Annotated in this window: 10 protein-coding genes; 6 read left to right on the top strand and 4 right to left on the bottom strand. The window is 59.8% G+C overall.

Annotation, left to right across the window (positions count from 1 at the left end; translation table 11 throughout):
• Positions 1-84 precede the first annotated feature (84 nt).
• Positions 85-465 carry a hypothetical protein gene (locus tag AACQ43_RS08380; RefSeq protein ID WP_026080453.1) on the bottom strand — a complete coding sequence of 127 codons (381 nt, stop codon included), beginning with the start codon at positions 463-465 and terminating at the stop codon, positions 85-87.
• A 248-nt stretch (positions 466-713) separates the two neighbouring features.
• Between AACQ43_RS08380 and AACQ43_RS08375 the strand changes: the two genes are divergently transcribed.
• The 5 genes from AACQ43_RS08375 to AACQ43_RS08355 all read left to right on the top strand — a co-directional run bounded on the left by AACQ43_RS08375 (position 714) and on the right by AACQ43_RS08355 (position 7,893).
• Positions 714-1,868, top strand: a complete 1,155-nt coding sequence (locus AACQ43_RS08375) for a sodium:phosphate symporter (protein WP_041218483.1) — start codon at positions 714-716, stop codon at positions 1,866-1,868.
• Between the two features lie 163 nt (positions 1,869-2,031).
• A complete protein-coding gene (locus AACQ43_RS08370; protein WP_076360166.1) occupies positions 2,032-2,502 on the top strand; it encodes an FKBP-type peptidyl-prolyl cis-trans isomerase in 471 nt (156 codons plus the stop codon).
• Between the two features lie 311 nt (positions 2,503-2,813).
• On the top strand, positions 2,814-3,581 hold the full coding sequence (locus AACQ43_RS08365; protein ID WP_011706806.1) for a DODA-type extradiol aromatic ring-opening family dioxygenase: 768 nt from the start codon (positions 2,814-2,816) through the stop codon (positions 3,579-3,581).
• A gap of 163 nt (positions 3,582-3,744) precedes the next feature.
• Entirely contained in the window at positions 3,745-7,026 is a 3,282-nt protein-coding gene (locus AACQ43_RS08360; RefSeq protein ID WP_168966952.1) for a response regulator, read from the top strand.
• A gap of 189 nt (positions 7,027-7,215) precedes the next feature.
• A complete protein-coding gene (locus AACQ43_RS08355) occupies positions 7,216-7,893 on the top strand; it encodes a Crp/Fnr family transcriptional regulator (RefSeq protein WP_168966951.1) in 678 nt (225 codons plus the stop codon).
• 78 nt (positions 7,894-7,971) lie between these two features.
• Here AACQ43_RS08355 and tsgA read toward each other — a convergent pair whose 3' ends face one another.
• From tsgA to AACQ43_RS08340, 3 genes are all read right to left on the bottom strand, one after another.
• Positions 7,972-9,135: an MFS transporter TsgA gene (gene tsgA / locus AACQ43_RS08350; protein ID WP_168966949.1), complete on the bottom strand. Its 1,164-nt coding sequence runs from the start codon at positions 9,133-9,135 to the stop codon at positions 7,972-7,974.
• 55 nt (positions 9,136-9,190) lie between these two features.
• Positions 9,191-9,892 (bottom strand): purine-nucleoside phosphorylase, encoded by a 702-nt coding sequence (gene deoD / locus AACQ43_RS08345; protein WP_168966947.1) that lies wholly within the window; start codon positions 9,890-9,892, stop codon positions 9,191-9,193.
• A gap of 291 nt (positions 9,893-10,183) precedes the next feature.
• A complete protein-coding gene (locus AACQ43_RS08340) occupies positions 10,184-10,561 on the bottom strand; it encodes a hypothetical protein (RefSeq protein ID WP_005338113.1) in 378 nt (125 codons plus the stop codon).
• 572 nt (positions 10,562-11,133) lie between these two features.
• On the opposite strand from AACQ43_RS08340, the gene AACQ43_RS08335 reads away from it, so the two are divergent.
• On the top strand, positions 11,134-13,086 hold the full coding sequence (locus tag AACQ43_RS08335) for an SIR2 family protein (protein ID WP_168966945.1): 1,953 nt from the start codon (positions 11,134-11,136) through the stop codon (positions 13,084-13,086).
• Positions 13,087-13,161: the final 75 nt, after the last annotated feature.

The raw sequence follows: 13,161 nt of genomic DNA, 5'->3' as shown, positions 1-13,161 counted from the left end.
CGCACAAATGCAGAAGGGGAGCCATGGCTCCCCTTCTTGCTGTGCACGCCGCGCTCGCGGCCCCGCCCAAAGCAGGCTGGCAAATCAGCCCTGATTGATCACCGCGGTGGCGGCCGCCTTGAGCGGATCCTTGGCCACCGCCTTCACATCCTGCTGGGTCTGCTTGAGCTGCTGACCGGCCTGATTGACCTTCTGCTGGGTCCCCTGCAGCTGGCTCTTGCCCTCTTTGAGGCCGGCAGTTTTCTGGTCCAGCGCATCCGTGGTGTGCTTCTTCACCTCGGCCTTGGCCTTCTCTTTCTGCTGGCGCACCAGCTTGTCGGTATCGCAGTTGCCCTTGACCCCCAGGGTCGCGTTGAGCGCCTCGTTCTTCACCGCCTTGTCGAGGTTGCACTCGGATTTGAACACGCTCGCCTGCGCACCGGCAGACAGCAGACCCAGGGACAGACACAGCACCCATGCACGCATAACAACATCACTCTCGTTGAGGGAAGGAAAGGGGGCAGCATAGCCCCCTGACTCCCGGCTGCAAGCCGCGCGGGGGATCTGCGGCCAAACCGGCCGGGATCCCGGCCAGCTCCGACACCTCCTGTCCAATGAGCCCCGCCATCCATGTCATCAAAGCATCACAAAAGTGTCACTTTGTCATATTTCTGTCATGGAGCCTTGGTCTAATGCGCCCGTCCATTTTCACGCAGACTGTCCCAAGAGGCTTCATGCACAGCACACCATCTTTTGCACAACAGCAGACCCGTCGTACCGGCCCACTGTTCAACTGGCTCGCTGTCATCACTCTGATCTACCTGATCCTGGTTGCCGTCGGCGCCGTCTCCCACGGCTTCAAGGGCTTCTCCGGCGGCGCCGAGGGCGCGGCCCAGATCTTCGCCTTCGCCAACAACCCCTTCGTCGCTCTGCTGCTCGGCATCCTGGCCACCGCCCTGGTGCAATCCTCCAGCACGGTGACCTCGGTCATCGTCGGCCTGGTGGCCGGCGGCCTGCCTATCGGCATGGCCATCCCCATGGTGATGGGCGCCAACCTTGGCACCACCATCACCAACACCATTGTCTCCCTCGGTCATATCCGGGATCGGGGCGAGTTTCGCCGCGCCTTTGCCGCCGCTACCGTGCACGACTTCTTCAACCTGCTGGCGGTGTTCATCTTCCTGCCGCTGGAACTGATGTTCGGCCTGCTGCAAAAGAGTGCCGAGGCGCTGGCCGACCTGCTGGCGGGCTCCGCCGACATGTCGATGCAGGGGATGGACTTCATGAAGCCGCTGCTCTCTCCGGCCCTCACGTTCATCGACGGCCTGGTGGCCTTCCTGCCGGGCAAAGGGCCCGCCATCGCCACCATCTGCATCGGCATCCTGCTGATCCTCGGCTGCGTCACCTGGCTCGGCAAGGTGCTGCAGCGGGTGCTGGTAGGCCGTGCCAGGGATCTGTTGCACCGGGCGCTGGGCCGCGGCCCGCTGACCGGCATCGCCTCCGGCACCCTGGTCACCGTGATGGTGCAGTCCTCCTCCACCACCACCAGCCTGATGATCCCGCTGGCCGGCGGCGGCGTGTTCAGCACCCGTCAGCTCTACCCCTTCACCCTGGGCGCCAACATCGGCACCACCATCACCGCCCTGCTGGCCGCCACCGCCATCAGCGGCGCCGGGGCCAAGCTGGCGCTGACCATCGCCCTGGTGCACGTGCTGTTCAACCTGTTCGCCGTGGTGCTCATCTACGGGGTGCCCTTCCTGCGCGAGCTGCCGGTCAAGGCGGCCGAGGGGCTGGCCCGGGTCGGCAGCGAGAACAAGCTGCTGGCGCTCGGTTACGTGGCAGGCCTCTTCTTCGCCCTGCCCGCCCTGATGATGGTGGCCGCCAAGTAACGATGGGGGCCGGGGGATGCGCTGCGTCCCTCGGCTCTGGCTCTAACTCTGGCTTTGCCCGTCCAGTCACATCTTGCCGCCCGCCGGCTCGCCCTCGCCCCCCGGCTGGGATAAGATGCCGCTCTCACTGCCCTCTCGGCATTTCACGACATAGGGATACCCGATGAAATTCGTTTTGATCGCGCTGCTGGTTGCTGGCGTCGCCTACTACTTCTACTCGAGCAGCAACAACAAGAAGCAGGCCGTGGAAAACGTGCGCAAGGGCGCCGAGTTCCTCGCCGCCAACAAGGAAAAACCCCTGGTGACCACCACCGCCTCCGGCCTGCAGTATGAAGTGCTGACCCCGGGCACCGGCACAATTCACCCCACCGCCACCAGCAAGGTGAAGGTGCACTACGAGGGCAAGCTGCTGGATGGCACCGTCTTCGACAGCTCGGTCGCCCGCGGCGAGCCCATCGAGTTTGGCCTCAATCAGGTGATCGCCGGCTGGACCGAAGGGGTGCAGCTGATGGTGGAAGGGGAGAAGACCCGCTTCTACATCCCCGCCAACCTTGCCTACGGCGATCGCGCCGCCGGCAAGATCCCGCCGGGCTCTGTATTGATCTTCGACGTGGAACTGCTGGGTATTCAGTAAACCGGTCAGATCCCACCCAGCGCCCGTGCTGATCTTTGACGTGGAACTGCTGGGTATTCAGTAAGTTGTTGATAGCAGGCCTGTCGCCTGTTTGATCCCCCAAGGCCGGCCACTGCGCCGGCCTTGTCATAGGTAAACCTCCCCTCCTTCCCCCCCTTCACTATCAACCAATAGTGAACAGTGCTTATCCATAAAGCTAGATTGTTAACTAACATTTCGGGGCAGATAATGACCATATCGTCAGTGGCATGTCGCCCTGGCCCACAGTTTTCGGTGCGCCGCGCACCAATACAACGCATATGGAGTCTGTCATGTCTATCGCCCCCGTCTGGTTCATCTCCCATGGCGCCCCGGATCTGGTTCTGCGCGACCAGCCGGCGACCCATTTCCTCAAAAATCTGCGCCTTGGCGATCTCAAGGGGCTGGTGGTCATCTCGGCCCACTGGTTTACTCGCAGCGAGCTGCAGATCAACGTCGAGCCCAATCCGGCTTTGATGTACGACTTCTACGGCTTCCCCGAGCCGCTCTACCACATCCGCTGGCCGGCCAGCAGCCCGCTCTGGCTGCAGGAGGCGGTGAGCGATCAGCTGCTGCTGGCGGGCCTGCCCGCCGAGCCGGTGCGCCGCGAGCTGGATCACGGGGTCTGGTCGCCGCTCTCGCTGATGGATCCCGCCAGCAGCGTCCCGCTGGTGCAGCTCTCCATCCCGGCCAGCTTCACCCCGCGCCAGCTGTGGCAACTGGGGGAGGCGCTGCAGCAGCTGCGCGCCCAGGGGATCGGCATCCTGGCCTCCGGTGCCATCACCCACAATCTGCGGGCACTGGGACCGGAAAACTCGCCGGTGCCGGGCTGGGCCCGCAGCTTCGTCAACTGGCTGGAGCTGACCATGAGCGAGGGCGATCGGACCGCGCTGGAAGATTACCGGGCACGGGCGCCGGGGGCGGTGGAATCCCATCCCCACGACGATCACCTGCGCCCGCTGTTTGTGGCACTCGGTGCCGCCGGCCAGGACAAGCCGGTCAAGCTGCACGACAGCTGGGATGGCGGCAGCCTCTACATGGGTTCCTACCGCTTCGGTTGAGCCCTGGCAGTGCCAGACAGCGCAAGATGGCGGGTCGCTTCCCGCCATTTTTTATGGCGTCGACACTGACAAACTGCTGAATAGAGGTTCATTGTCCGCCGCTCTTCGGTAGAATCGCCGCTTTCGATCACCATCTGACCAGCGGGAGGGGCACAAGCCGGCAATGAACCTTATTCGACCCCTGCTGCTGCTCTGCCTGCTGTTCCCCCTCTGCGCCCAGGCGCTCACCCTGCACAGCCGTCACTACCTGCAGAGCAGCCCGGCCCCCACACAGGCGGCCGAACAGCAGTGGCTGGCCCGGCACCAGCTGCTGCGCGTCGGCGTGCTGCGCCACGACTACCGCCCGTTCGCCATGACCGGGCCGGACGAGCACTTCGAGGGGATCTCCGCCGACTATCTCGACATCGTCGCCAAGACCCTGCAAAAGCCGGTCGAACTGCGGGTGTTCGACGACAAGCGCAGCGCACTGGCGGCGCTGCGGGCGGGGGAGCTTGACCTCGTCAATCTCGGCAACCTCAGCCTGAGCGGCCCCGACCAGACGGGCATTGCCCTCAGCCAGCGCTATTTCAGCAGTGCCCCCGTCTTCTCGGCGCTCGCCGCCGAACAGGGCCCGCTGCTGCTGCCGGGCCAGCGGGTCGCCACCGTGCAGGGCTATGTGGACGAGGCCGCCTTCAAGCGCTACTACCCGGATCTGGTGCTGGTCAACTACCCCTCCAACGTGGCGGCCTTCGATGCGGTCTTCTTCGGTCGCGAGCCGCTGCTGCTAAGCGACCCCCACTCCCTGCACTACCTCAACAGCGAGCGCTTCGACAAGATCCGGCAGCGCAGCCAGGCGCAACCCGCCATCGCGGCAGACGGCTTTCGCTTTGCGGTTTCGTCCGACAGCCCCCGGCTGCTGGCACTGCTCAATCACGCCCTGGCGGGGGTGAGCGACATTACCCACAGCCTCATCTTCAGCCAGTGGAACGGCCCCATCCGCGACATCGTCGAGCGCCCCAGCGAGCTCTACAGCGCAGAGGAGCGCGCCTGGCTGGCAACGGCCGGCCCAGTCAGGGTGTGGTTGATGGACGATCTCTACCCCTACGGGGTGCGCGACTACGACAACCAGCTCACCGGCATGTCGGTGGAGATGCTGGAGAAGATCAGCCGGCGCTCCGGCCTGCGCTTCGAGTTCGTCAGTTATGGCTCGGAGCTCGCGCGCAACGAGGCCCTGCTCAGGGGCGAGCTGGATCTCATCGGTGCCATCTCCCGCCCGGTGGCCGAGAGCTACCGGCTGCGCCCCTCCCTGCCCTATGCCACCGACGACATCTATGTGCTGGTGGCCCGCAAGGGGGATGCCTTGAGCGGCAATCTGGCACAGCTCGCCGGCAAGCGGGTGGGCAGCACCCACTACAACCCCATCGCCCGGCGCCTCGACAACAGCCGGGTGAGCTATCTGGAGAGCGCCGACGAGGCGATGGCGGCGGTCGACGACGGCCGGCTCGACGCCGCCATCGTGCCGCTCTATTTTGCCCAGCATGCGGTGGAGTGCGGCCAGCTCAGCCAGATCCGCATCGCCGGCCCCGCCGACAACCAGCCCATCCGGATGGGCTTTGCCAGCCTGCCCGGCAACCGGATGCTGATCGATGTCATCGACAAGACCATCCTCTCCATCGCCCCCAACGAGCTGGCCACCATGAGCTACCAGTGGCGCAACCGCAAACTGCCAGCGCCCACTTTCATGGAGCGCAACGCCCCCTACTTCTACCTGCTGCTGGCCGGCCTGTTCGCCATCGCCCTGCTGCTGCTCTATCGCAACCGCATGCTCAACCGGCTGGCCCGCTCGGAGCAGGCCTCCCGCCGCCAGCTGGAGGAGCACGTGCGCTTCATCGAGGCGCTCGGCGAGAGCCTGCCCCACCCCATCGTCGTGCGCGACAAGCGCGGCAAGGTGATCCTCTGCAACAGCAAGTACCTGGCCATCCTCAACGCCCCCATCGAGCGGGTGCTCGGCACCTCGTTTGCCGAGGGGCTCAAGGGGCTGCTGGGCGCCGAGGCCATCACCACCCTGGAGCAGGATTTTCAGCAGGTGCTGCAAAGCGGCAGCCCCATCTTGTCGGATCGCATCTTCAGCCAGCGCGGCCCGCGCCAGTTCGTCTACCACTGGATGGTGCCCTACTTTGACTACCGCGGCGCCATCAGCGGGGTGATCAACGGCTGGATCGACATCACCGAGCGCAAGACCATGGAGGAGGCACTGCGCCGCGCCAAGGAGCAGGCCGACCGCGCCAGCCGCGCCAAGAGCGACTTTCTGGCCACCATGAGCCACGAGATACGCACCCCCATGAACGCCATCCTCGGCATGCTGGAGCTGGCGAGCCAGGATCCCGCCCTCGCCCCCTATACCGGCGAGCAGCTGCGCATCGCCTCCGAATCCGCCAACGGCCTGCTGGATCTCATCGGCGACGTGCTGGACATCTCCAGCATCGAGTCGGGCCAGCTGACCCTGGCCCCCGAGCCGTGCGAGCTGGCGCCGCTGCTGCAATCTGTGGCCCGCGCCTTTGCAGGCATGGCCGAGCAGAAGGGGCTCAGCTACCGGGTCGAGCTGGATCCCCTGCCGCGGGTGCTGATCGACGGGCCGCGCCTGCGCCAGATCGTCTTCAACCTGCTCGGCAACGCCATCAAGTTCACCGAGCGGGGGGAAGTGAGCCTGCAGGCCAGCCTAGTGGGGAGTGCGGAGCAACCCCAGTTGCACCTGCTTATCCGCGACAGCGGGGTGGGCATCGCCCCCGACAAGCTGCCCGGGCTGTTCAACCCCTTCTACCGCGCCCACGACCCGTACCAGTTCGCCGGCACGGGTCTTGGCCTCAACATCGCCCGCATGCTGTGCCAGCTGATGGGGGGCAAGATAGCGGTCAGCAGCGAGCTTGGTGCCGGTACCGAGCTCAGGATCCGACTGCCACTCACCCCGCTGGCGCCAGCGCCAGAGCTAGAGCCTGCGTGCGAACCCTTGCCTGCGCCGCTCGATGCCACGTCGGCCACGGTGCCCTCGCCCAAGCGGCCATCCCCCCCTGCCGCCTCCGGCCGGCTGCGGGTGCTGGTGGTGGATGACAACCACGCCAACCAGGTGCTGCTGCGCCAGCAGCTCAAGCACCTGGGCCACGAGGTGAGCGTGCGCGGCAACGGCGCCGAGGCGCTGCGGGCCATCCAGAATCAGGACTTCGAGCTCATCATCACCGACTGCCAGATGCCGCTGATGGATGGCTTCGAGCTGACCCGCCGCCTGCGAGCCCGCGGCCACACCCTGCCAATCTGGGGCTTTACCGCCCACGCCACCGCGCGCGAGCGGGAGCGCTGTCTGGCCGCCGGCATGGACGAGTGCCTCTACAAGCCCATCGGCCTGACCCGGCTGCGCACGGCTCTGGCCAGCCTTGAGCAAAACGGCGCCGGCGCGCTGAGCCCGGCCTGATTATCTGGGCCGGATGGCGCGGGGCTGTGCTCCCGCCCTATCCGCTCCAGCTGCATCCCCCCAGTCCTGCCAGCCCGATCTCCGTCACACCCTCGCATCCTCACGCCGGCCCTCAGCGCCTTCGGGCTGGAGTCTGCCAGCGGCAGGGTGTGTAATAGCCGTTTGTGTTTGGCGACGACCCGGAACCCCATGCAACTCAAACCCCTTCTCAAGGGGCGCTTTCAGCCCCACTGGCAAGCCGGCCACGATCTCATCGAACAGGTGGTCAGCTCCTGCATCACGGAGCGGCGCCTGATCCCCGAGGGGGAGCCCCTGATGCGCCAGGGCGAACCGCTGCGGGATCTGGTGCTGGTCAAGAGCGGCCGTATCGCCATGGGCCACACCGCCATGAATGGCCGCCGCTTTCAGCTCGGCACCCTGGAGTGCGACAACCAGCTGTTTGGCGAGATGGAGTTCTTCACCGGCTACCGCTGCCAGCTCGACATCATCGCCGAGGAGCCGCTGGAAGTGGCCCGCATCGACGGCGAGCAGCTGGAGCAGGCGCTGGTCGCCCATCCCAAGGTGGCGCTCTTCTTTGCCACCGCCATTGCCATCGACTATCAGGACACGGTGGATATCTTCACCTGCCGCATGCTCTACCCCATCAGCTACAACATCGCCCTCGACCTCTATCACAGCCACTGCCACCACAACCCGGTGAGCGGCTTTCGCAAGGGGTATCAGGAGGCGGAACGTTTCGGCACCACGGATCGGGTCTACCGGCGGGCGGTGAAAGAGCTGATGGATAAAGGATGGGTGGAGCGCGGCGAAGAGGGATTGCAGATCCGCGATCTGGTGGGGCTCAAGGCCTTTCTGGAACAGCCATAAGTCGCAGGTATCAGTTGTCGGTTAAAGACAAAAAAGAGGGGCGGTTTATACCGCCCCTCTTGCTGTTTACTCCCCCGCTCAGGCCAGACAAGGCTGCGGCCGGGCCATACGCAGCGAGGCCACCAGCATGGCGAGGATCACGCCGTAGATAAGCGGGATGGCGTACATCACCGCCTGCAAGCCGATCACCTGCTCGAGCATGGCGCTGATGGCCGGGCTGAACATGGCCCCCGCGCTGCCGCTGATAAGGATATAGGAGACGTTCTTGCTCGATGCCTGCCGTACAAACGACACCCCGTAGGCGATAAAGGCGTTGTAGAGGGCCGCACAGACAAAACCGTAACCGTAGGTGAGGTAAGGCAGCTGGCTCAGGCTGTCGGTGGTGACGATAAGCGCCGTCATCCCCATCGCCAATGTGATGATCACCAACAGGAAGGTGCGGATCGCAATGCGGGTCACGATGGCGGTCGAAACCAGCGCGCCGAGCAGGGCCGCCGTCCAGTACTGGGTGATGATATTGCCCGCCTCCTCGAAGGGGATGCCGAACTTGTTCTTCACAAACATGGGCGCCCAGGTGAGGAAGGTGTAGAGCGCCAGCATGCCAAGAAAAAGCCCCAACCCGCCGCTGATGATGCCAAGGTTCCACTCCGAGTGCTCGTTGCCGGCGCTCTCGCCGCCCGCCTCGCAGCTGCGGAAGTTGGTCAGCACCGCCACCAGCATGGTGGCCAGCGCCACTACGCCCACCGCCAGATAGCTCCAGCTCCACGCCATGGCGTGAGTCAGGGTGTAGGTAGTGATAAGCGGGAAGACCACCCCGGCCACGTTGAAGGTGGCATCCTGCACCACCAGCATGGTGCTCTGCATCCGCGCCTGCCAGACGCTCACCACCAGGGTCCCCGCAATGCAGAGCCCCACCCCGCCGCACAGGCCGATCACCGTCATGGCCACCATCACCACATAGAGCGAGCCGGTCAGATGGAGCGAAGCCGCCGCCAGCGCGATCAGGCCGTAGCAGATCAGCGTCATCCGCTTGAGCCCCACCTTCTCGATGAGGAAGAAGGCGGCAATGGTGCCCGCCAGCGCCCCGCCGTTGAGCAGGGAGAAGATGGAGGCCACCTGATTGACGTCGGCGCCAAACTTAGCGGCGATAGGGTCGATCAGCATGCCGAACTGGGTCGCAAAACCGGCCATCACGAAGTTGGCCAGGAAGCTGATGGCAGTGAGGGAGAGCTTATTGTTCATATTGGATCTCTCATAAGGGTCAGGGTGCGTGCAGGGTTGGGCGGGACAGTGGCGCTTACAGCGCGGTGTGCAGCGCCAGCTCGATCATCTGGTTGAAGGAGAGCTGCCGCTCGGAGGCACTAGTCTCTTCACCGGTCAGGCAGTGGTCGGAGACCGTCAGGATGGCGAGCGCCTCGATCCCCTGCTGATGGGCCAGCCCGTAGAGACCGGCCACCTCCATGTCGATGCCGAGCACGCCGAACTTCTCCAGCGCCGGAATGAGGTTTTCGTCCGGATCGTAATAGAGATCGCCGGTGAAGATATTGCCCACCTTGACCGGAATCGCCTTCTCCTGCGCCTTGGTGAACGCCTTGTGCAGCAGGGCGAAGTCGGCCGAGGTGGCCATCTGGTAGCCGGCGCTGCGCTTGGCGTTGGTGGGGGAGTCGGTGCCCGCCGCCTGCGCCAGAATGACGTCACGCATCTGCACATGGCGCTGGGTCGCCCCCAGACTGCCGATGCGGATGATCCGCTTGACCCCGAAGTCGTTCACCAGCTCGTGGGCGTAGAGCACCATGGAGGGGATCCCCATGCCGTGGCCCATCACCGAGATACGCTGGCCGTGGTAGTAGCCGGTGTAGCCCAGCATATTGCGCACATTGGTTACCTCGCGCGCATCGGTCAGAAAGGTCTCGGCGATATAGCGGGCCCGCAGCGGATCACCCGGCATGATGACGGTCTCGGCGAAATCGCCCGGGTTGGCATTGATATGAGCGGTCATTATTGTTGTGCTCCAGTTTGACTCGTGTGGATGAGGGCATCCTAGCCCCCGCCTAGCCTCCCCTTGCAGGACAAAAGTCCTGTTGCCCCGATCGAGATCCCAGTTCCGGCAACTTCTCCGGGGCCACCCCGCGTGCCCCCCTTCGCCGCCGCTTATCTGCCCCCGCACACCCCAACCCAGCCCTGCCCCTGCCGCCAGCACCCAGCCACTCGCTCAGCGATAACGCCCCTGCGCCCAAAAAGCGCGGGGGGCCTGATGGCCCCCCGCAAACACACCCGACAAGAAAATGCCTTACTTGGCGGCGCTATCCTTCACGCACTTCTGGACAAAGCTGTTCTTGGCCGCGCCAGCCAGCTTCTTGTCGGCCGCCGCCTTCTCGCACTTGGCCGCCGGATCCACCGCCGCGCCCGTCTTCACGCACTTCTGGATAAAGCTGTTCTTGGCCGCGCCGGCCAGCTTCTTGTCAGCCGCCGCCTTCTCGCACTCGCCGGTCGCGGCGCCAGCGGCATCTTTCACGCACTTGCCGACAAAGCTGGTCTTGGCGGCGCCGTTAAGCTTTTTGGCTGCGGCCTGCGCCTCGCACTGCAACTGGGCTGCATCGTTGGCAAAGACCGGATTGGCCAGCAGCACGCTGCCGCAGAGCAAGCCGAACAGAATGGTACGCTTCATGGGAGATCTCCTCTCTATCTGGTGATGTGTTTGCATGGTCATATTTGCATGACGATGTGTTGCAAATGGCTGTGATTGCAACAGCTGATTGTTGCCGCAGATCCCCCACCTCGCCAGCTAGGGCCACGGAGCACAGGGCACCATAGCCGCACTATAGCGCCGATTGGCTAAGCGGGATCCTCCCCGGCCAGCTCCGCCTCAACAGCAAGCCAACCCCATCGGCCCCGCGATGCTCGCCGACCCCAATCAAATCAAGGGCCATAGGAATCCCGCTATCTGTCTCTGCCATTTTTTGAGCTGGCGCATAAAACGCAGATATTCCTGATAGTTACGTCAATTTTTGACTGGTGAGACCAGATTCGATTGGCTTAACATATCCATCCGGTGCCTATTCATCAGTGATGGGCCTCAGCCCTCGCTGGTCAATGGAGCATATTGGAAGCTGTAATCCACGGGCGGTAGCGTAGAATTTTATAAATTCTATCCTCCTCAAGAATTACAAGTATCAGCACCCTATATTTTCGACCATTAATAGTAAATTAATATTTTCATTTTTTAATATAGAGCCCACTATGATAGAGTCAAAACCACAAGGACATTTAATAAACATCTTAAAATCCACAAAAAATCATCACCCTAACTTCACTCTTTTTCTAGGTGCTGGTGCAAGTATTACAAGTGGAATTAAAAGTGCGGGCGATATGATCAATGAGTGGCGTGAAACCTATAGCCAAATGTACACCAGAGATATATTGAGGTCTCGCCCATGGCATGAAAAAAACAATGAGTATTCTGAGTTATTTGAAGCACTCTATGATCAACCAACACAAAGACGTGAATATATCGAAAATTGTATTGTTGATGCAAAACCATCTTGGGGATACATATATCTCGCCAACTTATTACAAAAGACACACTTCAATACAATATTCACAACAAATTTTGATGATTTAGTGAATGAATCTTGCTACGCATTCTCCAGCAAATTAAGGCCCGTTGTGTGTGCACATGACTCAAGTATAAAAAACATACGGTTGACATCAAGCAGGCCTAAGATAATAAAACTCCATGGAGATTTTCTTTTCGACAATATTAAAAATACTGCGCGAGAACTAGAATCTCTTGAAGATAACATGCGCTCAAAATTTAGACAGTATGCTTCTGAGTTTGGCATGATCGTTATCGGATATGCTGGTAATGACCGCTCAATTATGGATACTCTAAATACACTATTACACTCAGGCAATGCCTTTCCTCATGGGATATATTGGTGTATTCGTGATGAACAAGGTATTTCTGAAGAAGTAAAAAATCTAGCTAGATTTCCAAGATTCCATCTAATTAAAATCAGTGGGTTTGATGAATTTATGGCAGAACTTCATCAGGCTCTCGACTGTACGCTACAAGAGGAGGTGGCAAACCCTTATGTAGCACTAGCCCAGAAGCTAGATGAAAGCCCGTTAATTAGCGATGAAGAGGAAGAAGAGGATATTCATGATATAATAAAGAAAGACATTAACATATTAAAAAGCAATGTAAAGAAAATCCACTCAGCTCATGAGGTAGTAAATAAATTAGAGCGACTTCTACAAGAAAGTGACACTGATGGAAATATTGAAACAGGCCTATCAAACACATTAAAAGATATTCTTGAGGATATACAACTCATAGACTACAACTCATCCTACAAGCCATATTTATTCCCTAAAGCTATGCTAGCGGAGATAGCATACCAAGAGCAAGATTATAAGAAATCCCTTGAGCTAAGCAAAATGTCATTAGCTAAAGACAGTAAGAACACCTCCTCAATATTAATATATCTTCGCTCAGCCATAAATTTAAAATCAAATGATGAAATATTCGATGCCATATCTAAGTTGAAATTAGTAAAAAACTTTAATGCTAACGAAGCAAAACGCGCGATCTCTACCGTTGTTGATGCTATGAGCAGTGATGAACTAAATCTTGCTGGAGATATTCTAAAAATATTGATGGAGTCGACAATAAGTGAAGAACATAAGAAATTTATTTATCTTAATGATGCTTTACTTTCTCGGTTAAAAGGCGAAAAGACTAGTACTATACAAAACGAACGCTTAACCAATATTGTTGAAGCTGCAACATCTGAGGATAACTGGTGGCTTGCTCTTGGTTGTGCCATATTACTTGAGAATGATAATGCAATACTAGAAGCGGTAGCGCATCTCAATAATGAGGACTTAATGCAAGTTGTAGCTGCGTCCATGCCGATCTTTCAGTTTATTCCAGAGGATGTAGAACAAAAAATTGTAGAAATAGCCATTTCACGAGAAGTAATAGAAAATGTACCTGACTCCAACGATGACATTGATGAGGAAATGGAAATCCAAGCAGAATTATCAACTTCCGTCGCCGTAAATGATGATCCTGCAGAGCAGGATGTTTCGCTAAAAAATAAAGATTTTGAAGATGAATACTCTATCGGTGCGATTGACAAAAAATCAGATTTGAGTGATATTCCAGACGGTGTTGTCAATGCAGAATGATATTGCATTATCATTTGATAGCCCATATGAGTATTGGTATAGTCTGGACAGAGAACAACAATGGCGGAGGTCTTT

Origin of the sequence: Aeromonas sp. DNRA1 (assembly GCF_963888745.1) — a bacterium.
Lineage (GTDB): Bacteria > Pseudomonadota > Gammaproteobacteria > Enterobacterales > Aeromonadaceae > Aeromonas > Aeromonas hydrophila.
Note: the sequence above shows the minus strand (reverse complement) of the source record. Positions and strands in the feature narration are given on the sequence as shown.

Coding starts and splice junctions, on each gene's coding strand:
- AACQ43_RS08380 (WP_026080453.1), bottom strand. CDS start 465: ATGCGTGCATGGGTGCTGTGTCTGTCCCTGGGTCTGCTGTCTGCCGGT.
- AACQ43_RS08375 (WP_041218483.1), top strand. CDS start 714: ATGCACAGCACACCATCTTTTGCACAACAGCAGACCCGTCGTACCGGC.
- AACQ43_RS08370 (WP_076360166.1), top strand. CDS start 2,032: ATGAAATTCGTTTTGATCGCGCTGCTGGTTGCTGGCGTCGCCTACTAC.
- AACQ43_RS08365 (WP_011706806.1), top strand. CDS start 2,814: ATGTCTATCGCCCCCGTCTGGTTCATCTCCCATGGCGCCCCGGATCTG.
- AACQ43_RS08360 (WP_168966952.1), top strand. CDS start 3,745: ATGAACCTTATTCGACCCCTGCTGCTGCTCTGCCTGCTGTTCCCCCTC.
- AACQ43_RS08355 (WP_168966951.1), top strand. CDS start 7,216: ATGCAACTCAAACCCCTTCTCAAGGGGCGCTTTCAGCCCCACTGGCAA.
- tsgA (WP_168966949.1), bottom strand. CDS start 9,135: ATGAACAATAAGCTCTCCCTCACTGCCATCAGCTTCCTGGCCAACTTC.
- deoD (WP_168966947.1), bottom strand. CDS start 9,892: ATGACCGCTCATATCAATGCCAACCCGGGCGATTTCGCCGAGACCGTC.
- AACQ43_RS08340 (WP_005338113.1), bottom strand. CDS start 10,561: ATGAAGCGTACCATTCTGTTCGGCTTGCTCTGCGGCAGCGTGCTGCTG.
- AACQ43_RS08335 (WP_168966945.1), top strand. CDS start 11,134: ATGATAGAGTCAAAACCACAAGGACATTTAATAAACATCTTAAAATCC.